Annotated in this window: 18 protein-coding genes; 17 read left to right on the top strand and 1 reads right to left on the bottom strand. The window is 41.0% G+C overall.

Translation table 11 applies throughout. The features are described from left to right. Positions 1-222: 222 nt before the first annotated feature. The 3 genes from N8M09_RS00610 to pyk all read left to right on the top strand — a co-directional run bounded on the left by N8M09_RS00610 (position 223) and on the right by pyk (position 5,977). On the top strand, positions 223-3,324 hold the full coding sequence (locus N8M09_RS00610; protein ID WP_261062799.1) for a DNA polymerase III subunit alpha: 3,102 nt from the start codon (positions 223-225) through the stop codon (positions 3,322-3,324). 81 nt (positions 3,325-3,405) lie between these two features. Next, positions 3,406-4,413: a 6-phosphofructokinase gene (pfkA, locus tag N8M09_RS00605; protein WP_000820862.1), complete on the top strand. Its 1,008-nt coding sequence runs from the start codon at positions 3,406-3,408 to the stop codon at positions 4,411-4,413. A gap of 58 nt (positions 4,414-4,471) precedes the next feature. Then, positions 4,472-5,977 (top strand): pyruvate kinase, encoded by a 1,506-nt coding sequence (gene pyk / locus N8M09_RS00600; RefSeq protein WP_261037594.1) that lies wholly within the window; start codon positions 4,472-4,474, stop codon positions 5,975-5,977. Between the two features lie 392 nt (positions 5,978-6,369). Here pyk and N8M09_RS00595 read toward each other — a convergent pair whose 3' ends face one another. After that, positions 6,370-7,356 carry an L-lactate dehydrogenase gene (locus tag N8M09_RS00595; RefSeq protein ID WP_049499376.1) on the bottom strand — a complete coding sequence of 329 codons (987 nt, stop codon included), beginning with the start codon at positions 7,354-7,356 and terminating at the stop codon, positions 6,370-6,372. A 194-nt stretch (positions 7,357-7,550) separates the two neighbouring features. Here N8M09_RS00595 and gyrA point away from each other — a divergent pair, with 194 nt between their 5' ends. The 14 genes from gyrA to N8M09_RS00525 all read left to right on the top strand — a co-directional run bounded on the left by gyrA (position 7,551) and on the right by N8M09_RS00525 (position 22,300). Continuing rightward, positions 7,551-10,019 carry a DNA gyrase subunit A gene (gene gyrA / locus N8M09_RS00590; RefSeq protein WP_261062798.1) on the top strand — a complete coding sequence of 823 codons (2,469 nt, stop codon included), beginning with the start codon at positions 7,551-7,553 and terminating at the stop codon, positions 10,017-10,019. After that, positions 10,019-10,762 (top strand): sortase SrtA, encoded by a 744-nt coding sequence (gene srtA / locus N8M09_RS00585; RefSeq protein ID WP_261062797.1) that lies wholly within the window; start codon positions 10,019-10,021, stop codon positions 10,760-10,762. Before gyrA ends, srtA begins: the two co-directional genes overlap by 1 nt. Positions 10,763-10,901: 139 nt before the next feature. Continuing rightward, on the top strand, positions 10,902-11,699 hold the full coding sequence (locus tag N8M09_RS00580) for a formate/nitrite transporter family protein (RefSeq protein WP_000254773.1): 798 nt from the start codon (positions 10,902-10,904) through the stop codon (positions 11,697-11,699). Positions 11,700-11,846: 147 nt separating this feature from the next. Then, positions 11,847-13,127 (top strand): O-acetylhomoserine aminocarboxypropyltransferase/cysteine synthase family protein, encoded by a 1,281-nt coding sequence (locus tag N8M09_RS00575; RefSeq protein ID WP_261062796.1) that lies wholly within the window; start codon positions 11,847-11,849, stop codon positions 13,125-13,127. 95 nt (positions 13,128-13,222) lie between these two features. Beyond that, positions 13,223-14,497: a DUF2130 domain-containing protein gene (locus N8M09_RS00570; RefSeq protein WP_261062795.1), complete on the top strand. Its 1,275-nt coding sequence runs from the start codon at positions 13,223-13,225 to the stop codon at positions 14,495-14,497. A gap of 10 nt (positions 14,498-14,507) precedes the next feature. Then, positions 14,508-15,386, top strand: coding sequence for a tRNA pseudouridine(55) synthase TruB (gene truB, locus N8M09_RS00565; protein ID WP_261062794.1), 879 nt, complete (start codon positions 14,508-14,510; stop codon positions 15,384-15,386). Positions 15,387-15,495: 109 nt separating this feature from the next. Continuing rightward, positions 15,496-16,134 carry a uridine kinase gene (udk, locus tag N8M09_RS00560; RefSeq protein WP_001181376.1) on the top strand — a complete coding sequence of 213 codons (639 nt, stop codon included), beginning with the start codon at positions 15,496-15,498 and terminating at the stop codon, positions 16,132-16,134. Positions 16,135-16,261: 127 nt separating this feature from the next. Further along, positions 16,262-17,602, top strand: a complete 1,341-nt coding sequence (xseA, locus tag N8M09_RS00555) for an exodeoxyribonuclease VII large subunit (RefSeq protein ID WP_261062793.1) — start codon at positions 16,262-16,264, stop codon at positions 17,600-17,602. Continuing rightward, positions 17,580-17,792, top strand: a complete 213-nt coding sequence (locus N8M09_RS00550) for an exodeoxyribonuclease VII small subunit (RefSeq protein ID WP_138336453.1) — start codon at positions 17,580-17,582, stop codon at positions 17,790-17,792. The genes xseA and N8M09_RS00550 overlap by 23 nt, the downstream gene beginning before the upstream one ends. Then, the gene (locus tag N8M09_RS00545; RefSeq protein WP_261062792.1) at positions 17,789-18,664 is read left to right on the top strand and encodes a polyprenyl synthetase family protein; all 876 of its coding nucleotides are present in this window, start codon (positions 17,789-17,791) and stop codon (positions 18,662-18,664) included. Before N8M09_RS00550 ends, N8M09_RS00545 begins: the two co-directional genes overlap by 4 nt. Continuing rightward, complete coding sequence (locus N8M09_RS00540) at positions 18,657-19,472, top strand: TlyA family RNA methyltransferase (RefSeq protein WP_261062791.1); 816 nt, start codon at positions 18,657-18,659, stop codon at positions 19,470-19,472. The genes N8M09_RS00545 and N8M09_RS00540 overlap by 8 nt, the downstream gene beginning before the upstream one ends. Continuing rightward, positions 19,465-19,896 carry an arginine repressor gene (locus tag N8M09_RS00535; RefSeq protein ID WP_101781983.1) on the top strand — a complete coding sequence of 144 codons (432 nt, stop codon included), beginning with the start codon at positions 19,465-19,467 and terminating at the stop codon, positions 19,894-19,896. Before N8M09_RS00540 ends, N8M09_RS00535 begins: the two co-directional genes overlap by 8 nt. Positions 19,897-19,902: 6 nt before the next feature. Further along, positions 19,903-21,570: a DNA repair protein RecN gene (gene recN, locus N8M09_RS00530; protein WP_261062790.1), complete on the top strand. Its 1,668-nt coding sequence runs from the start codon at positions 19,903-19,905 to the stop codon at positions 21,568-21,570. Position 21,571: 1 nt separating this feature from the next. Next, positions 21,572-22,300, top strand: a complete 729-nt coding sequence (locus N8M09_RS00525) for a metallophosphoesterase family protein (RefSeq protein WP_261062789.1) — start codon at positions 21,572-21,574, stop codon at positions 22,298-22,300. The last annotated feature ends 19 nt before the right edge of the window (positions 22,301-22,319 follow it).

Here is a 22,319-nt window from a genome sequence, read left to right as displayed (position 1 = left end):
ATTTTGAGTGAATTTATCTCACTTCTTTAAAAGAGATATCCATTTATTGGGATAAAAAGTTCAAAATAGTTTACAGAAACATTTTTACTGCAACTATATTTGTTATTTTTTCATCAAAAATGCCTTATTTAAAATATAAAATAGAGATAGGAGTCATTGCTTTTGTCTTTCTCTTTTTGAAAATGGTATAATATAGTGAGAACGATAGAGGAGAAGTGTAAATTGATCGCACAACTAGATACAAAAACAGTCTATAGTTTTATGGAGAGCGTCATTTCGATCGACAAGTATGTGAGAGCAGCTAAAGAATTCGGCTACACTCATTTGGCTATGATGGATATTGATAATCTTTATGGTGCTTTTGACTTTCTAGAGGTTACAAAAAAATACGGCATTCATCCTTTGCTAGGGCTTGAAATGACTGTGTTTGTAGATAATCAGGAAGTGAATTTACGCTTTTTAGCTCTATCTAGCGTAGGCTATCAGCAGTTGATGAAGCTTTCAACAGCCAAGATGCAGGGGGAGAAAGATTGGTCAGTTTTATCTCAGTACCTAGAGGATATTGCGGTAATTGTGCCTTATTTTGATGGATTGGAGTCATTAGAACTAGGCCGTGATTATTATATTGGGGTTTATCCAGAAACACTGGAAAGCGAATTTCATCATCCTATCTTACCCCTTTATCGGGTCAATGCCTTTGAGAGCAGGGATAGAGAAGTTCTACAAGTCTTAACAGCAATTAAAGAAAATCTACCGCTCAGAGAAGTTCCCTTGCGTTCACGACAAGATGTCTTTATATCAGCAAGTTCTTTAGAGAAATTATTCCAAGAGCGTTTTCCTCAAGCCTTGGAAAACTTAGAAAAGCTGATTTCAGGCATTTCTTACGATTTGGATACTAGTTTGAAACTGCCTCGTTTTAACCCAGCTAGACCAGCAGTAGAAGAGTTGAGAGAACGTGCTGAACTGGGGCTTGCTCAGAAGGGGTTGTCTAGTAAACAATATCAAGATCGTCTTGACCAAGAATTGGCTGTTATTCATGATATGGGCTTTGATGATTATTTCTTGGTTGTTTGGGATTTGCTGCGTTTTGGACGCTCGAATGGCTATTATATGGGGATGGGACGGGGTTCTGCAGTTGGTAGCTTGGTTTCCTATGCCTTGGATATCACAGGGATTGACCCAGTAGAGAAAAATCTGATTTTTGAACGCTTTCTCAATCGTGAACGCTATACCATGCCTGATATTGATATTGATATTCCAGATATTTATCGTCCGGATTTTATCAGATATGTTGGCAATAAATATGGTAGTAAACATGCGGCTCAAATCGTTACCTTTTCTACTTTTGGTGCCAAGCAAGCTCTACGAGATGTCTTAAAACGCTTTGGTGTTCCAGAGTATGAATTATCCGCAATTACTAAGAAAATCAGTTTTCGCGACAATCTCAAGTCAGCCTATGAGGGCAATCTCCAGTTTCGTCAGCAAATCAATAGTAAGTTAGAATACCAAAAAGCCTTTGACATTGCCTGTAAGATTGAGGGGTATCCAAGACAAACCTCTGTCCATGCGGCTGGTGTTGTGATCAGTGACCAAGATTTGACGGACTACATTCCTCTAAAGCATGGGGATGAAATTCCACTGACTCAGTATGATGCTCATGGAGTTGAGGCTAGCGGGCTTTTGAAGATGGACTTTCTGGGACTACGAAATTTGACCTTTGTCCAGAAAATGCAAGAGTTTCTTGCTGAAACAGAAGGCATTCACTTGAAAATAGAAGAAATCGATTTGGAAGACAAAGAAACGCTAGCTCTTTTTGCTTCTGGTAATACAAAAGGTATCTTTCAATTTGAACAACCTGGTGCCATTCGCTTGCTCAAGCGTGTGCAGCCAGTCTGTTTTGAAGATGTCGTAGCAACTACTTCTTTAAATCGTCCAGGTGCAAGTGACTATATCAATAATTTTGTGGCAAGAAAGCATGGTCAGGAAGAAGTGACGGTTCTGGATCCAGTACTGGAGGATATTTTGGCTCCAACCTACGGAATTATGCTCTATCAGGAGCAGGTTATGCAGGTTGCCCAGCGATTTGCTGGATTTAGTCTTGGGAAAGCCGATATTTTGCGCCGAGCTATGGGGAAAAAGGATGCCTCTGCCATGCATGAGATGAGGGCTTCTTTTATTCAAGGTTCATTAGAAGCTGGACATACTGCGGAAAAGGCAGAGCAGGTCTTTGATGTCATGGAGAAGTTTGCAGGTTATGGTTTTAACAGGTCACATGCCTATGCATACTCAGCCTTGGCCTTCCAGTTGGCTTATTTCAAAACGCATTATCCAGCCATTTTTTATCAGGTCATGTTGACTTCCGCCAACAGTGATTACTTAACAGATGCCTTAGAAGCAGGCTTTGAAGTTGCGCCTCTGTCCATCAACACCATTCCTTATCACGATAAAATTGCCAACAAGGCCATCTATCTAGGTTTGAAATCGATTAAAGGAGTCAGTAATGATTTAGCTCTCTGGATTATTGAAAATAGACCCTATTCTAACATTGAAGATTTTATAGCTAAATTACCTGAGAATTATCTGAAACTTTCTCTGCTAGAACCTTTGGTAAAAGTTGGTCTTTTCGATTTATTTGAAAAAAATCGTCAAAAAGTATTCAATAATTTAGTTAATCTATTTGAATTTGTAAAAGAGTTAGGAAGTTTGTTTTGGGATACCATTTATAGTTGGCAGGAATCGGAAGATTGGACGGAACAAGAAAAATTCTATATGGAACAAGAGCTTTTAGGGATAGGTGTCAGCAAACATCCCCTACAAGCTATTGCAAGTAAGGCTATTTACCCGATTACCCCAATTGGAAATTTGTCAGAAAATAGCTACGCTATTATTTTGGTTGAAGTTCAGAAAATAAAAGTAATTCGTACCAAAAAGGGTGAAAATATGGCCTTCTTACAGGTAGATGATAGTAAGAAAAAATTGGATGTTACTCTCTTTTCAGACTTATATCGACAGGTTGGGCAGGAAATAAAAGAGGGAGACTTCTACTATATTAAAGGGAAAGTCCAGTCACGTGACGGTCGTCTGCAAATGATTGCACAAGAAATAAGAGAAGCAGTTGCTGAACGCTTTTGGATACAGGTAAAAAATCATGATTCGGATCAAGAAATTTCACGTATTTTAGACCAATATAAAGGCCAAATCCCAGTCATCATCAGGTATGAAGAGGAACAGAAAACAATCGTTTCTCCCCATCATTTTGTAGCTAAATCCAATGAATTAGAAGCGAAGTTGAATGAAATCGTTATGAAAACGATTTATCGCTAAAAATACGGAAAATAGAAGAATTTTAAAATCAAATGTGGTATAATTAATAAGAATGTTAAAAGAAAAAGGAGCATAACCAATATGAAACGTATTGCTGTTTTGACTAGTGGTGGAGACGCCCCTGGTATGAACGCTGCTATCCGCGCAGTTGTTCGTCAAGCAATTTCAGAAGGAATGGAAGTGTTTGGTATCTATGACGGATATGCTGGTATGGTTGCCGGTGAAATTCATCCCCTAGATGCAGCTTCAGTAGGAGACATCATTTCTCGTGGTGGTACTTTCCTTCACTCAGCTCGTTACCCAGAGTTCGCTCAACTTGAAGGGCAACTTAAAGGGATTGAGCAATTGAAAAAACACGGAATTGAAGGTGTAGTTGTTATCGGTGGTGACGGATCTTACCACGGCGCTATGCGTTTGACTGAACATGGCTTCCCAGCTATCGGTCTTCCAGGTACAATCGATAACGATATCGTTGGTACTGACTTCACAATCGGTTTTGACACAGCGGTCACAACTGCTATGGACGCTATCGATAAGATTCGTGATACGTCATCAAGTCACCGTCGTACTTTTGTTATTGAAGTTATGGGACGTAACGCTGGTGATATCGCTCTTTGGGCTGGTATTGCAACTGGTGCTGATGAAATCATCATTCCTGAAGAAGGATTTAAGATTGAAGATATCGTAGAAAGCATTAAATGTGGTTATGAGTGTGGTAAAAAACACAATATCATCGTCTTGGCAGAAGGTGTGATGTCAGCAGCTGAATTTGGTAAAAAACTAAAAGAAGCTGGGGATACAAGCGACCTTCGTGTGACAGAACTTGGACATATTCAACGTGGTGGTTCTCCAACTGCGCGTGACCGTGTATTGGCGTCACGTATGGGTGCGCATGCTGTTAAACTTCTTAAAGAAGGCATCGGTGGTGTTGCGGTTGGTATCCGTAACGAAAAAATGGTTGAAAATCCAATTCTTGGTACTGCAGAAGAAGGAGCATTGTTTAGCCTTACTGCAGAAGGTAAGATTGTGGTTAATAACCCACACAAAGCCGACATTGAGCTATCTAGCTTGAATAAGAGCTTGTCATAATTTACAATTTAGTTAATAAGACCAAAAAGGTCATATATATAAAGGAGTCACAAAAATCATGAACAAACGTGTAAAAATCGTTGCAACTTTGGGTCCTGCGGTAGAAATCCGTGGTGGTAAAAAATTTGGTGATGACGGATACTGGGGTGAAAAACTTGATGTTGAAGCTTCAGCTAAAAACATTGCTAAATTGATTGAAGCTGGTGCTAATACATTCCGTTTCAACTTCTCACACGGTGACCACCAAGAACAAGGTGAGCGTATGGCAACTGTTAAACTTGCAGAAAAACTTGCAGGTAAAAAAGTTGGTTTCCTTCTTGATACAAAAGGACCAGAAATCCGTACAGAATTGTTCGAAGGTGAAGCTAAAGAGTATTCATACAAAACTGGTGAGAAAATCCGTGTTGCAACTAAACAAGGAATCAAATCAACTCGTGAAGTGATTGCATTGAACGTTGCTGGTGCTCTTGATATCTATGATGATGTTGAAGTTGGTCGTCAAGTTTTGGTTGACGATGGTAAACTTGGTCTTCGTGTGGTTGCTAAAGATGACGCAACTCGTGAATTTGAAGTTGAAGTTGAAAACGATGGTATCATCGCTAAACAAAAAGGTGTGAACATCCCTAACACTAAAATTCCTTTCCCAGCTCTTGCTGAACGCGATAACGACGATATCCGTTTCGGTCTTGAACAAGGTATCAACTTCATCGCGATTTCATTCGTACGTACTGCAAAAGACGTGAACGAAGTTCGTGCAATCTGTGAAGAAACTGGAAACGGACACGTTCAATTGTTCGCTAAAATCGAAAACCAACAAGGTATCGATAACTTGGATGAAATCATCGAAGCTGCTGATGGTATCATGATCGCTCGTGGTGACATGGGTATCGAAGTACCATTCGAAATGGTTCCAGTTTACCAAAAAATGATTATCACTAAAGTCAATGCTGCAGGTAAAGTTGTTATCACTGCAACAAACATGCTTGAAACAATGACTGAAAAACCACGTGCAACTCGTTCAGAAGTATCAGACGTATTTAACGCTGTTATCGATGGAACTGACGCTACAATGCTTTCAGGTGAGTCTGCAAACGGTAAATACCCACTTGAGTCAGTAACTACAATGGCTACAATCGATAAGAACGCTCAAACTCTTCTTAACGAATATGGACGTTTGAACTCAGATTCATTCGAACGTAACTCTAAGACAGAAGTAATGGCTTCAGCTGTTAAAGATGCTACTAACTCAATGGACATTAAATTGGTTGTAACTCTTACTAAGACAGGTCACACTGCACGTTTGATTTCTAAATACCGTCCAAATGCTGACATCTTGGCGTTGACATTTGACGAATTGACAGAACGTGGATTGATGTTGAACTGGGGTGTTATCCCAATGTTGACAGATGCTCCATCATCAACTGACGATATGTTCGAAATTGCTGAACGTAGAGCAGTTGAAGCAGGTCTTGTAGAATCTGGTGACGATATCGTTATTGTTGCTGGTGTACCAGTTGGAGAAGCTGTTCGTACAAATACAATGCGTATCCGTACAGTACGTTAATTAATAGAAAAATAGCCTATCGTATCAAGCTGTATAGCCTGTATGATGGGCTTTTTTGTATATGATCGAAGTTTTTACTTTTGATTTAATGCAACTGTAGCTAAAGAGTAAATCGTTGCTTGTTCCGTACTTTTTGTGATGTGAGTATAAATCTGATTGGTAGTCTTTTTGTCTTCATGCTCAAGCTATGACATGATAGCTTTTAAAGGAATGTTGTTTTTTGAACGAAAATTTCATAAAATGTTTAGTTCTTATAGTGGATTGCAGCTAGAATAGTACGCCGTGGCTGCTAAAACATTTCTAGAAATTAATTTGTTCCTATCTTATTTCAACCTACTATAATACAGAAAAAAACAACTCCCTGAGTACTCAAGGAGTTATTTCTATCTAAATTAGTTTTTAGAAGCTTCTTGGAATTCTGGGTTTTTCCATGCTTCGTCAATGATAGCTTGCAATTCTTTAGCAGATGCTTGCATTTTTTGAGTTTCTGCGTCGTTCAATGGGATATTTACTGGACGAACGATACCATGTGCACCAACAACAGCTGGTTGACCGATAAATACGTCTTTAACACCATATTGACCTTCTTGGAATACTGAAAGTGGAAGTACTGCGTTCTCATCGTCAAGGATTGCTTTAGTGATACGAGCAAGTGCTACTGCGATACCGTAGTATGTTGCACCTTTTTTGTTGATGATTGTGTAGGCTGCATCACGAACACCTTCGAACAATTCAATCAATTCAGCTTCTTGAACATTTTGAGTGTCTTTAAGGAATTCTTCAAGGTTTACACCAGCGATGTTTGCGTGTGACCAAACAGCGAACTCAGAGTCACCGTGTTCACCCATGATGTAAGCGTGAACTGAACGAGCATCTACATCCAATTTTTCAGCAAGTGCTTGACGGAAACGAGCTGAGTCAAGTGAAGTACCTGAACCGATAACGCGTTCTTTAGGGAAACCAGAGAATTTCCAAGTTGAGTAAGTCAAAACGTCAACTGGGTTAGCAGCAACAAGGAAGATACCTTTGAAGCCTGATTCAACAACTTGAGTTACGATTGATTTGTTGATAGCAAGGTTTTTACCTACAAGGTCAAGACGAGTTTCACCTGGTTTTTGAGGAGCACCTGCAGTGATTACAACAAGGTCAGCGTCTGCACAGTCAGAGTATTGAGCTGCATAGATTTTTTTAGGTGAAGTGAAGGCAAGGGCGTGACTAAGGTCAAGCGCGTCACCAACAGCTTTTTCATGCAATTGTGGAATTTCGATAATTCCAAGCTCTTGTGCAATTCCTTGGTTAACAAGTGCAAAAGCGTAAGATGAACCTACAGCACCATCACCGACAAGGATAACTTTTTTGTGTTGTTTAGTTGAAGTCATTGTTCTAAACATCTCCTTAATTTTATTCAGGGATTTCCCCAGTTATTTTAATTCTATCACTTTTAAAAAGCTTTGTCACGAATATGCCTTGGAGTTCTTGATGTAAACGTTTTAGCTAATTTGGATACCTGAAATATGGCGGACATTATGGTATAATATTATTAATTACTAATAGTGAAATGAGGCATTTATTAATGCAGGATAGAAATTTAGTGAATGTCAATCTGACAAAGGAGATGAAGACGAGCTTTATCGATTACGCCATGAGTGTTATCGTAGCGCGGGCTCTTCCTGATGTTCGAGATGGCTTGAAACCTGTTCACCGTCGGATTCTCTATGGAATGAATGAATTGGGTGTTACTCCAGACAAACCTCATAAAAAATCTGCTCGTATTACAGGGGATGTCATGGGTAAATACCACCCACACGGGGACTCCTCTATCTATGAAGCTATGGTTCGTATGGCTCAATGGTGGAGTTACCGTTACATGCTTGTAGATGGGCATGGGAACTTTGGTTCCATGGATGGAGATGGTGCTGCCGCCCAGCGTTACACTGAGGCACGCATGAGCAAGATTGCTCTGGAAATGCTTCGTGATATCAATAAGAATACGGTTGATTTCGTTGATAACTATGATGCTAATGAACGTGAACCCTTGGTCTTGCCAGCTCGTTTTCCAAACCTCTTGGTCAATGGAGCAACTGGTATTGCTGTTGGGATGGCTACCAATATTCCGCCTCACAACTTGGGTGAAACCATTGATGCAGTGAAGTTGGTCATGGACAATCCTGAAGTGACTACCAAGGACTTGATGGAAGTCTTACCTGGGCCAGATTTTCCAACAGGTGCCCTTGTCATGGGGAAATCAGGCATTCATAAGGCTTATGAAACAGGTAAAGGTTCTATTGTCCTTCGTTCTCGTACTGAAATTGAAGAAACTAAGACTGGCCGTGAGCGCATCGTTGTAACGGAATTTCCTTACATGGTCAATAAAACCAAGGTGCATGAGCATATTGTTCGTTTGGTTCAGGAAAAACGGATTGAGGGCATCACAGCGGTTCGTGATGAGTCAAACCGCGAAGGGGTTCGTTTCGTGATCGAGGTCAAGCGCGATGCTTCAGCCAATGTTATCCTCAACAATCTTTTCAAGATGACCCAGATGCAAACCAATTTTGGTTTTAATATGTTGGCGATTCAAAATGGGGTGCCGAAGATTTTGTCCCTTCGTCAGATTTTGGATGCTTATATTGAGCACCAAAAAGAAGTGGTTGTTCGTCGGACACGTTTTGATAAGGAAAAAGCGGAAGCACGTGCTCATATCTTAGAAGGTCTCTTGATTGCGCTAGACCATATCGACGAAGTGATTCGTATTATCCGTGCTAGTGAAACGGATGCGGAAGCACAAGCTGAGTTGATGAGTAAGTTTAAGCTTTCTGAACGTCAAAGTCTAGCTATCCTCGATATGCGCCTTCGTCGTTTGACAGGTTTGGAACGTGATAAGATTCAGTCTGAGTATGATGATCTCTTGGCTCTGATTGCCGATTTAGCAGATATTCTTGCTAAGCCGGAACGTGTTTCTCAAATCATCAAAGACGAATTGGATGAAGTCAAGCGTAAGTTTGGCGACCAACGTCGTACGGAATTGATGGTCGGTGAAGTCTTAAGTCTCGAAGATGAGGACTTGATTGAAGAATCGGATGTCTTGATTACACTGTCTAACAAAGGCTACATCAAACGTCTGGACCAAGCTGAGTTTACTGCTCAAAAACGTGGTGGTCGTGGTGTTCAAGGGACAGGTGTCAAAGATGATGATTTTGTCCGTGAGTTAGTGTCGACTAGCACCCATGATCACCTACTCTTCTTTACAAATAAAGGACGTGTCTATCGCCTGAAAGGTTATGAAATTCCTGAGTATGGTCGGACGGCCAAAGGGCTACCAGTAGTCAATCTCTTGAAATTGGATGAAGGTGAAAGTATTCAGACTATTATCAATGTTGAGTCTGAACGCAGTGATGATGCTTACCTCTTCTTCACAACCCGTCATGGAATTGTGAAGCGAACCAGCGTTAAGGAATTTGCTAACATTCGCCAGAATGGTCTCAAGGCTTTGAACCTCAAGGATGAAGATGAGTTGATTAATGTCTTGTTGACGGAAGAAGATACGGATATTATCATTGGTACCAAGTTTGGTTATGCAGTTCGTTTTAATCAATCAGCTGTTCGTGGCATGAGTCGTATCGCCACTGGTGTGAAAGGTGTTAACCTTCGTGACGGAGACACAGTTGTTGGAGCTAGTGTGATTACAGATCAAGACGAGGTTCTTATCATCACAGAAAAAGGATTTGGTAAGCGCACAGTTGCGACCGAATATCCAACAAAAGGTCGTGGTGGTAAAGGGATGCAAACCGCTAAAATTACAGAAAAGAATGGTTCCCTTGCTGGTCTTATGACCGTTAAAGGTGATGAAGATTTGATGATTATCACTGATACAGGTGTCATGATTCGAACCAATGTTGCCAATATTTCACAAACAGGACGCTCAACTATGGGAGTTAAAGTAATGCGTCTGGATCAAGATGCTAAAATTGTAACCTTTACTACGGTTGCAGCGGCAGAAAAAGAAGAAGTTGGGACAGAAAACGAAACAGAAGGTGAAGCATAATGTCTCAAAAAAATAATAAAAAGAAAAACAAACGAAAAAATCTGCTGACAAATATCCTAGCAGGATTTCTGATACTACTATCAATTGCTTTGATTTTTAATGCTAAAATTCGTGATATTTTTATAGTTTGGAATACCAATAAGTACCAAGTTAGTCAGGTATCAAAAGAAAAAATAGAAGAAAATCAGGATACAGAAGGAAATTTTGATTTTGATTCTGTCAAAGCTATCTCTTCTGAAGCGGTTCTAGCTTCTCAATGGGATGCTCAAAAATTACCAGTTATTGGCGGAATTGCAGTTCCTGAATTAGAAATGAATCTGCCAATTTTTAAAGGGCTTGATAATGTCAATCTCTTCTATGGTGCTGGTACGATGAAACGCGATCAAGTGATGGGGAAAGGAAATTATAGTCTAGCTAGTCATCATATTTTTGGTGTCAATAATGCTAATAAAATGCTATTTTCTCCTTTGGATAACGCTAAAAATGGTATGAAGATTTATCTAACCGATAAAAATAAAGTTTATACTTATGAAATACGTGAAGTAAAACGTGTGACACCGGATCGTGTTGATGAAGTTGATGATAGAGATGGGGTCAATGAGATTACATTAGTAACCTGTGAAGACCTTGCTGCTACAGAACGTATTATTGTAAAAGGCGATTTGAAGGAAACAAAAGATTATTCACAAACATCTGATGAAATCCTAACAGCTTTCAATCAACCATATAAACAATTTTATTAATACAAATCAGTGAAATCCAGGATTTCACTGATTTTTTAAGCTTTTCATAAAAATAAACTTTTATGAAATACAGAAAACGCTTCCTTAATTTTAACGTTTGTGATATAATTATCAGGTAAAAAATTTTTAGGAGTTTATTATGGTTTCTTCAGAATTTATCTCAAAGATTGAATTTGCTTGTAAGAAGAAAGAAAGTCTTTATAGTCAAAGCAAATTTAAGTATGCGATTCGTTCTATGTTTGCAGGTGCATTCTTAACTTTCAGTACAGCTGCTGGTGCAGTTGGGGCTGACTTGATTAATAAAATTGCACCAGGTAGCGGACGCTTCCTCTTCCCATTTGTCTTTGCTTGGGGATTGGCCTACATTGTTTTCTTGAATGCCGAGTTGGTAACATCAAACATGATGTTCTTAACTGCAGGTAGTTTCTTGAAAAAAATCTCTTGGAGAAAAACAGCTGAGATTTTACTTTACTGTACCTTGTTCAACCTTATCGGAGCTTTGATAGCAGGTTGGGGCTTTGCCCATTCAGCAGCTTATGCACATCTGACTCACGATAGTTTCATCTCAGGGGTTGTTGAGATGAAGTTAGGCCGTTCAAATGAATTAATCTTGCTTGAGGCGATTTTGGCAAATATTTTCGTAAATATTGCGATTCTTTCATTTGTTTTGGTCAAAGATGGTGGTGCCAAACTTTGGCTAGTTTTATCAGCAATTTACATGTTTGTATTCTTAACAAACGAGCACATTGCTGCGAACTTTGCTTCTTTCGCAATTGTTAAGTTTAGTGTTGCTGCTGATTCAATTGCTAACTTCGGTGTTGGAAATATGCTTCGTCACTGGGGGGTAACCTTCATCGGAAACTTTATCGGAGGAGGCCTCTTGATGGGTCTTCCATATGCCTTCCTCAATAAAAACGAAGATACTTATGTAGATTAAGAAAATGAGCACGATTGAGTCGTGCTTTTTTCGTTTTTAAAATAGAGTAATAGCTATTTCTTATATCAAAATATAGAAAACTGATATTTGTAAACTATACCTTAAGGTGCTACAATATCTTTAATGAAACTATATGGAGGTCGCCTTATGACTCGTGATTTTAAATTTGAAACCTTACAATTGCATGCTGGGCAAGTAGTTGATCCAGCAACTAAGTCTCGTGCAGTGCCGATTTATCAGACAACATCCTTTGTTTTTGATGACACGCAGGAAGGTGCCGATCTGTTTGCCTTGAGGAAACCAGGGAACATTTATACTCGTATCACCAACCCTACAACAGCTGCCTTTGAAGAAAGAATTGCTGCCCTTGAAGGTGGTGTCGGAGCTCTTGCAACAGCATCAGGTATGGCCGCAGTGACTTATACGATTTTGGCGCTTGCCCATGCTGGTGACCATGTAGTAGCAGCATCAACTATCTACGGTGGTACCTTCAATCTTTTGAAAGAAACCCTTCCTCGTTATGGGATCACAACAACCTTTGTGGATGTGGATAATTTGGAGGAAGTAGAAGCAGCTATCAATGACAATACCAAGCTTGTCTTGATTGAAACCTTGGGTAACCCCTTGATTAATATTCCAGACCTGGAAAAACTGGCAGAGATTGCTCATAAGCATCAGATTCCACTTGTTTCTGACAATACCTTTGCTACACCTTATTTGATTAATGTCTTTTCTCACGGTGTCGATATTGCTATTCACTCTGCGACTAAGTTTATCGGTGGGCATGGTACGACTATTGGTGGAGTGATTGTTGATAGCGGTCGTTTTGACTGGGCAGCTTCAGGGAAATTCCCTCAATTTGTTGAAGAAGACCCAAGCTACCACAACTTGAGCTATACTCGTGATGTAGGTGCAGCTGCCTTTATTATCGCTGTTCGTGTTCAATTGCTCCGTGATACAGGTGCAGCCTTGTCACCATTTAATGCCTTCCTCTTGCTCCAAGGACTTGAAACCCTTTCACTTCGTGTGGAACGTCATGTACAAAATGCAGAGAAAATTGTTGATTTCCTTGTCAACCATCCTAAGGTAGAAAAAGTTAACTATCCAAAATTGGCTGATAGTCCTTATCATACCTTGGCTGAGAAATATTTGCCAAAAGGTGTGGGATCAATCTTTACCTTCCATGTTAAAGGTGGGGAGGCCGAAGCCCGCAAGGTAATTGATAATTTGGAAATCTTTTCTGACCTAGCAAACGTGGCAGATGCTAAATCGCTTGTTGTTCATCCAGCAACAACCACTCATGGTCAATTGTCAGAAAAAGACCTAGAAGCAGCAGGAGTCACACCAAACCAAATCCGCTTGTCTATTGGACTTGAAAATGTAGATGATTTGATTGAAGACTTGCGCTTGGCCTTGGAAAAAATTTAAAGAAAAAGAAGATAAACAGTGGGTTTCGACTCGCTGTTTTTGATTTTTCTTCAGGCATGATATAATGGTTACAGAAGTCTAGAAAGAGGAACGATATGAACGAAATCAAATGCCCCAACTGTGGGGAAGTCTTTACAGTAAATGAAAGTCAGTATGCTGAACTTCTGTCTCAAGTGAGAACAGCAGAGTTTGATAAGGAACTACATGATCGGATGAAGCAGGAACTGGCCTTGGCTGAGCAAAAGGCCATGAATGAACAACAGTCTAAACTGGCTCAAAAAGACAAAGAAATTGCTCAATTGCAGAGTCAAATCCAAAACTTTGATACAGAAAAAGAATTGGCCAAGAAAGAGGTTGAACAGACAAGCCATCAGGCTTTATTAGCAAAGGACAAGGAAGTACAGGCCTTAGAAAACCAGTTGGCGACCTTGCGTTTGGAGCATGAAAATCAACTGCAAAAGACCCTTTCTGACCTTGAAAAAGAACGAGATCAGGTCAAAAATCAGTTGCTATTGCAAGAAAAGGAAAATGAGTTGTCTTTGGCTTCTGTTAAACAAAACTATGAAGCCCAGCTTAAAGCAGCCAGTGAACAAGTCGAATTTTATAAGAATTTCAAAGCCCAACAATCTACAAAAGCGATTGGGGAAAGTCTGGAACACTATGCAGAGAGTGAGTTTAACAAGGTCCGTAGTTTCGCCTTTCCAAATGCTTACTTTGAGAAGGATAACAAGGTCTCTGCGCGTGGGTCTAAGGGGGACTTTATCTTCCGTGAGTGTGATGAAAATGGAGTAGAAATCATTTCCATCATGTTTGAGATGAAAAATGAAGCAGATGGAACAGAGAAGAAGCACAAAAATGCAGATTTTTACAAGGAATTGGACAAGGATCGTCGGGAGAAGAACTGTGAGTATGCCGTTTTGGTGACTATGCTTGAGGCCGATAATGACTACTTTAATACGGGGATTGTTGACGTCAGCCACGAGTATGAAAAGATGTATGTGGTTCGCCCTCAGTTCTTTATCCAATTGATTGGGCTTTTGCGAAATGCAGCGCTTAATTCCCTAAAATATAAGCAGGAGTTGGCCTTGGTTCGAGAGCAAAATATCGATATTACACATTTTGAGGAAGATTTGGACGCCTTTAAACTAGCTTTTGCCAAGAACTACAACTCTGCTTCGACCAACTTTGGCAAAGCTATTGATGAAATCGACAAGGCCATCAAACGCATGGAAGAAGTTAAGAAATTCCTGACAACATCTGAAAACCAACTTCGTCTAGCTAACAATAAGCTGGAAGATGTTTCCGTCAAAAAATTGACCCGTAAAAATCCAACTATGAAAGCGAAATTTGAAGCTCTGAAGGGGGAGTGAGAAAGCAAAAATGAACGGTATTATCAACTTAAAAAAAGAAGCGGGGATGACCTCGCATGATGCGGTTTTTAAACTGCGTAAGATTTTGGGAACCAAGAAGATTGGTCATGGTGGGACCTTGGATCCGGATGTTGTGGGTGTTTTACCTATTGCAGTTGGCAAGGCGACACGCATGGTCGAGTTTATGCAGGACGAGGGCAAGGTCTATGAGGGGGAGATTACTATCGGTTATTCAACGACAACTGAGGATGCTAGTGGGGAAGTGGTCGCTGAGACACCCGTTCTGTCGCCCTTGGATGAAAAGCTAGTTGATGAAGTAATTGCGAGCTTGACTGGGCCTATTACCCAGATTCCGCCTATGTACTCTGCGGTTAAGGTTAATGGTCGCAAGCTCTATGAGTATGCACGTGCAGGTCAGGAAGTGGAGCGTCCAGAACGTCAGGTGACCATTTATCAATTTGATAGAACAAGTCCGATTTCTTATGAGGGTCATCTTGCACGATTCACTTTTCGTGTGAAATGTAGCAAGGGAACTTATATTCGTACCTTATCGGTTGACTTGGGAGAAAAATTGGGCTATGCGGCTCATATGTCTCATTTGACACGGACTAGTGCAGCTGGTTTGCAACTAGAAGATGCTCTTACCTTGGAAGAAATTGCTGAAAAAGTGGAGGCTGGTCAATTGGACTTTCTCCATCCTCTAGAGATTGGGACAGGAGACCTTGTCAAAGTTTTCTTAACTCAAGAAGAGGCTGCAGAAGTGCGCTTTGGTCGTTTTATCGAACTCGAACAAACAGAACAAGAATTAGCTGCCTTTGAAGATGATAAATTGCTAGCAATTCTAGAGAAACGAGATAATCTATATAAACCAAGGAAGGTTTTTAGCTAGTCTAACTGAGGTGTAGGGAGTGTTGTTTCCCCTAGACTATCCAAATCAGACTATAAATTTTATAAAAAATGTGATAGAATAGACCACGGATAAAAAAACGGAGGATAGCATGCAAAATAGACCAATCATTATCGGAGTGACAGGTGGTTCTGGTGGAGGTAAGACCAGTGTTTCAAGAGCCATTTTATCGCATTTTCCTGATGAAAAGATTTCCATGATTGAGCATGATTCATACTACAAGGATCAGTCTCACTTGACCTTTGAAGAGCGTGTCAAAACCAACTACGACCATCCTTTTGCCTTTGATACAGACTTGATGATTGAGCAGATTAAGGAATTGTTGGCAGGGCGTCCGGTGGACATCCCGACTTATGACTATACAGAGCATACACGAAGTAGCAAGACCTATCGTCAAGAGCCTCAAGATGTCTTTATCGTTGAGGGGATTTTGGTCTTGGAGGACAAGCGCCTGCGCGATTTGATGGATATCAAGATTTTTGTGGATACGGATGACGATGTGCGCATTATTCGTCGTATCAAGCGCGATATGGAAGAACGTGGCCGTAGTCTTGATAGCGTTATTGACCAGTATTTAGGTGTGGTTAAACCCATGTACCATCAGTTTATCGAGCCGACTAAGCGTTATGCTGATATCGTCATTCCTGAGGGAGTCAGCAATACCGTGGCTATCGACCTTTTGACGACCAAGATTGCTAAGATTTTGGAAGAAGCTCGAAACAGCAAATAATCAGATGTGGAGGCTTTGCCTCCTTTTTCTATTTTTCTCTCATAATGGTACATAAATGGAGATTTTTAGGCATATTTTTGGTATAATAATACCCATGAAAGAGCAAGAAAATGAATAGTAGGTGGAGATGGAAAAGTATTTATCGGTAACAACTTTGACCAAGTATCTGAAAATGAAATTCGATAAAGACCCTTATTTGGAACGGGTCTATTTAACTGGTCAAGTTTCCAATTTTCGTAAACGACCTACTCACCAATATTTCTCCTTAAAAGATGACCATGCAGTTATTCAAGCGACTATTTGGTCTGGAATTTATCAGAAATTAGGTTTCGACCTGGAAGAAGGGATGAAGATCAATGTGATTGGGCGTGTACAGGTCTATGAACCGAGTGGTAGCTACTCCATCATCATTGAAAAGGCTGAGCCTGATGGGGTTGGGGCGCTTGCGATTCAGTTTGAACAACTCAAGAAAAAATTGACAGAAGAAGGCCTGTTTCAAGAACGCTTCAAGCAAGCTCTGCCCCAATTTTCTAAGAGAATTGGTGTAGTAACCAGTCGCAGTGGAGCCGTGATTCGAGATATTATCACGACCGTCAGCAGGCGATTCCCAGGTGTCGATATCCTGCTTTATCCAACTAAGGTGCAAGGTGAAGGGGCAGCAGAAGCAATTGCTCGAAATATTGCGCGTGCTAATCAACGGGACGATTTGGCCTTGCTGATTATTGGTCGTGGTGGGGGTTCTATCGAGGATCTCTGGGCTTTTAACGAGGAAATTGTGGTACGAGCTATTTTTGAATCTCGTTTACCAGTTATCTCTAGTGTGGGGCATGAGACGGATGTGACCTTGGCAGATTTTGTGGCAGATCGCCGCGCTGCCACACCAACAGCAGCTGCTGAACTGGCAACACCTGTGACCAAGTTGGATCTATTAGCTCATTTGCAAAATCAGGAAAAACGGATGGCAACAGCAGTCCGAAATGTCCTATCGAAGAAACAAGAAGCTTTGAAAAAATGCAGTCAGTCTGTTATCTTTAGACAGCCAGAGCGTTTGTATGATGGCTATTTGCAGCGCTTGGACCAACTGCAACTGCGATTGAAACAAAGTTTGCGAACACGGATTTCTGATAACAAACAGCTAGTACAAGCAAAGACCCATCAACTAGTCCAATTATCACCCGTTACCAAAATTCAACGTTATCAAGACCGTCTAGGCCAGTTGGATAAGCTCCTCCGTAGCCAAATGGCTTTGGTTTATGATGCCAAGGTTGCTGAGGTGAAAAGACTTTCAGAAGCCTTGTTGATGTTGGATACCAGTCGAATCGTGGCGCGTGGCTATGCAATTGTCAAGAAAGAAGATTCAGTAGTCGATTCGGTTGAGAATTTAAAGAAAACAGACCAAGTAACGCTTTTGATGCGAGATGGTCGAGTAGAATTAGAGGTTAAAGATGTCAAAACAAAAGAAATTTGAGGAAAATCTAGCTGAACTGGAGAACATTGTCCAAAGTTTGGAAAATGGTGAAATTGCTTTGGAAGATGCGATTGCGGCCTTTCAAAAGGGCATGGTCTTGTCAAAAGAGCTTCAGGCTACGCTAGACAAGGCTGAAAAGACCTTGGTCAAGGTCATGCAAGAAGACGGAACAGAAAGTGATTTTGAATGAAGAAGCAAGAAAAATTAGCTCTTGTCGAGTCGGCTTTGGAAGATTTTTATGGAGACCAGCAGTTTGCCTCTAGTTTGCGAGAGTCTGTTCTCTATTCCATTCATGCTGGTGGCAAGCGTATTCGACCTTTTCTCTTGTTAGAAGTTCTGGAAGCCTTGCAGATCGCTATTAAACCTGCTCACGCACAGGTTGCTGCGGCCTTGGAAATGATTCATACAGGGAGCTTGATTCACGATGACCTTCCTGCCATGGATAATGATGATTACCGTCGAGGACGATTGACCAATCACAAGAAATTCGGTGAAGCTATGGCCATTTTGGCTGGAGATGCTTTGTTCCTAGATCCTTATGCCTTGATCGCGCAGGCAGATTTGCCAAGTCAAATCAAGGTGGACTTGATTGCCAACTTATCGCTTGCTTCAGGAAGTCTGGGCATGGTAGCAGGCCAGGTTTTGGACATGGAGGGTGAACACCAGCATTTGTCTTTGGAAGAACTTCAGACCATTCATGCTAATAAGACTGGAAAACTACTAGCCTTTCCTTTCCAAGCAGCTGCTATTATAGCCGAATTGGCTCCTGAAATTCAGGCAAAACTTAAAACTGTAGGTGAATTGATTGGGCTTGCTTTTCAAGTTCGAGATGACGTACTGGATGTGACAGCTAGTTTTGAGGAAATCGGTAAGACACCACAAAAGGATCTACAGGCAGAAAAATCAACCTATCCTGCTTTGTTGGGCTTGGAAGAGGCTATTGCCTTTTGCAACCAGACTTTGGATCAAGCTAATGCAAAATTAGAAGAAATTGCCCAGCAGGTTCCCTTGGAAACAGAATCGATTGTATGTGTAGTAGAAAGTTTGAGAATCAATGGCTAAGGAAAGAGTGGATGTACTAGCTTATAAACAGGGCTTGTTTGAAACGCGAGAACAAGCCAAGCGCGGTGTCATGGCTGGTCTAGTCGTAGCAGTTCTTAATGGAGAACGTTTTGATAAACCAGGAGAGAAAATTCCAGACGACACTGAGCTAAAACTCAAAGGTGAAAAGCTCAAGTATGTCAGTCGAGGTGGCTTGAAACTGGAAAAGGCCTTGCAGGTCTTTGATTTGTCAGTGGAAGAAGCTACAACGATTGATATCGGGGCCTCTACTGGAGGTTTTACCGATGTTATGCTACAGAATGGTGCTGAGTTGGTCTTTGCAGTTGATGTTGGTACCAATCAGTTGGCTTGGAAACTACGCCAAGACCCACGAGTTGTCAGCATGGAGCAGTTCAATTTCCGCTATGCTGAAAAGACTGATTTCGAGCAGGAACCGAGCTTTGCCAGCATTGACGTGAGTTTCATTTCCCTCAGTCTGATTTTGCCGGCCTTACACCGAGTGTTAGCCGATCAAGGTCAGGTCGTGGCTTTAGTTAAGCCTCAGTTTGAGGCAGGACGTGAGCAGATTGGGAAAAACGGAATTATTCGAGATGCTAAGGTGCATCAACATGTCCTTGAATCTGTCACAGCTATGGCAGTAGAGGAAGGCTTTTCAGTCCTTGGTTTGGACTTTTCTCCTATCCAAGGTGGTCATGGAAATATTGAGTTTTTAGCGTATTTGAAAAAAGAAGAGTCAGCAGGCAATCAGATTCTTGCTGAGATTGAAGAAGTAGTAGAGAGGGCGCATAGTCAATTTAAAAATGAATAAAAAAGAGAGACTTGAAAAAATTAGACGATTTGTGACAGATTATCAAATCGGTACGCAAGAAGAAATCGTAGAACATTTGAAAGAAGCAGGTATCACTGCCACTCAGGCAACTGTATCCCGAGATATCAAAGAATTAGGTATTGTCAAAATTCCTTTGAGAGACAACACCTATGTCTATGAATTACCAAAATCAATCGTAAAAAGTTTGCAACTGGCTGAAGACAATATCGAATCGGCAGACTTGATGGACAAGATGATCAATCTTCAAGTTATTCCAGGAAATACGGCTTTTGTAAAAGCTCAGTTAACCGAGACTTTTGCGGACAAGATTTTTAGCTGTTTGGCTGATGATAGCTCGATTTTAGTCATTGCCAGAAGTGAAAGTCTAGCTGAGGAAATCTTTGAACAAGTAAAAAATTGGTAGGTCTATATGTTACTTGAAATTTCGATAAAAAACTTTGCCATTATTGAGGCTATTTCCCTCAATTTTGAAAAGGGGATGACTGTCCTGACTGGTGAAACGGGTGCAGGGAAGTCGATTATCATTGATGCTATGAATATGATGTTGGGAGCTCGTGCGACGACAGATGTTATTCGTCACGGTGCGCCAAAGGCAGAGATTGAGGGGCTTTTCTCGGTTGAGAATAGTCGTCTTTTACAGGAAATTTTTGATGAGCAAGGTTTGGAAATGGGTGATGAAATTATCATCCGTCGAGAAATCTTGCAAAATGGTCGTAGTATTAGTCGTGTTAATGGCCAGATGGTTAATTTGTCTGTTTTGCGTGCTATTGGGCAACATCTTGTGGATATTCATGGTCAGCATGACCAAGAAGAGTTAATGCGCCCGCAACTTCATATTCAAATGTTGGATGAATTCGGTGATACAGCCTTTTGGGACTTAAAAGAAACCTATCAAACGAGTTTTGATGCCTATCGAAAAATGCGCAAGCAGGTTCTGGAAGTCAAGAAAAACCAGCAGGAACACAAGGCACGTATCGAAATGTTGGAATTTCAAATGGCAGAGATTGAGGCAGCAAGCTTGCAGGCTGGAGAAGATTTGGTTCTCAATCAAGAGCGAGAGAAACTCCTCAACCATAAAAATATTGCGGATACGCTGACCAATGCCTACAGTATGTTGGACAATGAAGACTTTTCAAGTCTGGCCAATGTTCGTTCAGCCATGAATGACATGGAAAGTGTCGAAGAGTATGATCCTGAATACCGTGAAATTTCAAGCTCTCTGTCTGAGACTTACTATGTCTTAGAAGATATTAGCAAGCGTCTGGAAGCTATTATTGAGGACCTTGATTTTGATGGTAATCGCCTCATGAAGGTTGAGAATCGTTTGGACCTCCTTCATACCATTACCCGTAAGTATGGTGGGACTGTGGATGATGTTTTGCTTTATTTTGCCAAGATTACGGAAGAATATAATCTCTTGACAGGTAATAACCTTTCATCTGAGGACATGGAAGCAGAGCTCAAGAAATTGGAAGTCAATCTTGTTGATTTGGCTGGCCAGCTTGCATCTGCACGTCATGACTTGGCTCAGCAGCTTGAAGCTGAGATTAAACAAGAACTGCAAGACCTTTATATGGAAAAAGCCCAGTTTCAGGTTCGTTTTAGCAAGGGAAAATTCAGTCGTGAGGGCAATGAAACGGTCGAGTTTTACATTTCAACCAACCCTGGCGAAGACTTTAAACCCTTGGTCAAGGTTGCATCTGGTGGGGAATTATCTCGTCTCATGCTAGCTATTAAGTCTGCCTTTTCACGTAAAGAAGGTAAGACTAGTATTGTCTTTGATGAGGTGGATACGGGAGTTTCAGGTCGTGTAGCTCAGGCTATTGCGCAGAAGATTCACAAGATTGGCCAGCATGGTCAGGTTCTGGCTATTTCCCATTTGCCACAAGTGATTGCGATTGCGGATTATCAATTCTTTATTGAGAAGATTAGCAATGACCATTCAACAGTTTCGACTGTTCGTCTCTTGACGGTTGAAGAGCGAGTAGAGGAAGTTGCCAAGATGTTGGCAGGTGATGATGTGACGGAAGCAGCCCTGACGCAAGCCAGAGAATTGTTGAGAAACAGGGAGAAATAAGATGACAGACTATTATGTTATTGGAGATGTTCATGGAAAAGCAGAGATGCTAGAAGACCTTCTCAAAACCTGGGATGGTCAGACCCCGTTGCTCTTTCTAGGGGACTTGATTGACCGTGGTGAAGATAGTCGCCGTGTCCTTGAAATGGTCAAGGACTTGGTCGATAATCAAGGGGCAATCTGTTTGTCAGGAAACCACGAGTATATGTTTTTGACTTGGCTCGATGACCCAGAAGAAAGCTATGATCACTATCGTCGCAATGGTGGAGATACAACCATTAACTCTATCCTAGGTCGTCCCTTGGATGCACCAGTTGATGGAGTTGAGGATGCCAAGCGTGTTGCCACTGAAGCGGCAGACCTGGTCGAATTCATTCGTCAAATGCCATTTGTGGTAGAAACAGACAAGTATATCTTTGTTCACGCAGGTATTGATTTAACATTGGATGACTGGCATGAAACTACAGATTATAAAAAAGTCTGGCTTAGAAAACCATTCCACGAAGCAGAAAATCATACTGGGAAAACCATTGTCTTTGGTCACACACCAGTTTATGGCTTGTTACAGCAAGAGTGTGGTACAGCTGAGCTTTGGACTACAGAAGATGGTAAGATTGGGATGGACGGAGGAGCTGTCTATGGTGGTGTCCTTCACGGGATTGTCTTTACAGAACAAGGAATGACAGAACATCACTTTATTGAAAATGACGGCTTTGTCGCTGAAGATTAGTACTCCTAGCAGGGTATGG

Origin of the sequence: Streptococcus mitis (assembly GCF_946190375.1) — a bacterium.
In the GTDB taxonomy this organism is placed as follows: Bacteria; Bacillota; Bacilli; order Lactobacillales; family Streptococcaceae; genus Streptococcus; species Streptococcus mitis_CJ.
Note: the sequence above shows the minus strand (reverse complement) of the source record. Positions and strands in the feature narration are given on the sequence as shown.

What these genes read in the sequence shown, in the direction of transcription:
- N8M09_RS00550 (WP_138336453.1), top strand. Translation starts at nt 17,580, where the DNA reads ATGTCAAAACAAAAGAAATTTGAGGAAAATCTAGCTGAACTGGAGAAC.
- N8M09_RS00570 (WP_261062795.1), top strand. Translation starts at nt 13,223, where the DNA reads ATGAACGAAATCAAATGCCCCAACTGTGGGGAAGTCTTTACAGTAAAT.
- gyrA (WP_261062798.1), top strand. Translation starts at nt 7,551, where the DNA reads ATGCAGGATAGAAATTTAGTGAATGTCAATCTGACAAAGGAGATGAAG.
- pfkA (WP_000820862.1), top strand. Translation starts at nt 3,406, where the DNA reads ATGAAACGTATTGCTGTTTTGACTAGTGGTGGAGACGCCCCTGGTATG.
- N8M09_RS00540 (WP_261062791.1), top strand. Translation starts at nt 18,657, where the DNA reads ATGGCTAAGGAAAGAGTGGATGTACTAGCTTATAAACAGGGCTTGTTT.
- N8M09_RS00545 (WP_261062792.1), top strand. Translation starts at nt 17,789, where the DNA reads ATGAAGAAGCAAGAAAAATTAGCTCTTGTCGAGTCGGCTTTGGAAGAT.
- truB (WP_261062794.1), top strand. Translation starts at nt 14,508, where the DNA reads ATGAACGGTATTATCAACTTAAAAAAAGAAGCGGGGATGACCTCGCAT.
- N8M09_RS00580 (WP_000254773.1), top strand. Translation starts at nt 10,902, where the DNA reads ATGGTTTCTTCAGAATTTATCTCAAAGATTGAATTTGCTTGTAAGAAG.
- srtA (WP_261062797.1), top strand. Translation starts at nt 10,019, where the DNA reads ATGTCTCAAAAAAATAATAAAAAGAAAAACAAACGAAAAAATCTGCTG.
- udk (WP_001181376.1), top strand. Translation starts at nt 15,496, where the DNA reads ATGCAAAATAGACCAATCATTATCGGAGTGACAGGTGGTTCTGGTGGA.
- N8M09_RS00535 (WP_101781983.1), top strand. Translation starts at nt 19,465, where the DNA reads ATGAATAAAAAAGAGAGACTTGAAAAAATTAGACGATTTGTGACAGAT.
- N8M09_RS00525 (WP_261062789.1), top strand. Translation starts at nt 21,572, where the DNA reads ATGACAGACTATTATGTTATTGGAGATGTTCATGGAAAAGCAGAGATG.
- recN (WP_261062790.1), top strand. Translation starts at nt 19,903, where the DNA reads ATGTTACTTGAAATTTCGATAAAAAACTTTGCCATTATTGAGGCTATT.
- xseA (WP_261062793.1), top strand. Translation starts at nt 16,262, where the DNA reads ATGGAAAAGTATTTATCGGTAACAACTTTGACCAAGTATCTGAAAATG.
- N8M09_RS00595 (WP_049499376.1), bottom strand. Translation starts at nt 7,356, where the DNA reads ATGACTTCAACTAAACAACACAAAAAAGTTATCCTTGTCGGTGATGGT.
- N8M09_RS00575 (WP_261062796.1), top strand. Translation starts at nt 11,847, where the DNA reads ATGACTCGTGATTTTAAATTTGAAACCTTACAATTGCATGCTGGGCAA.
- pyk (WP_261037594.1), top strand. Translation starts at nt 4,472, where the DNA reads ATGAACAAACGTGTAAAAATCGTTGCAACTTTGGGTCCTGCGGTAGAA.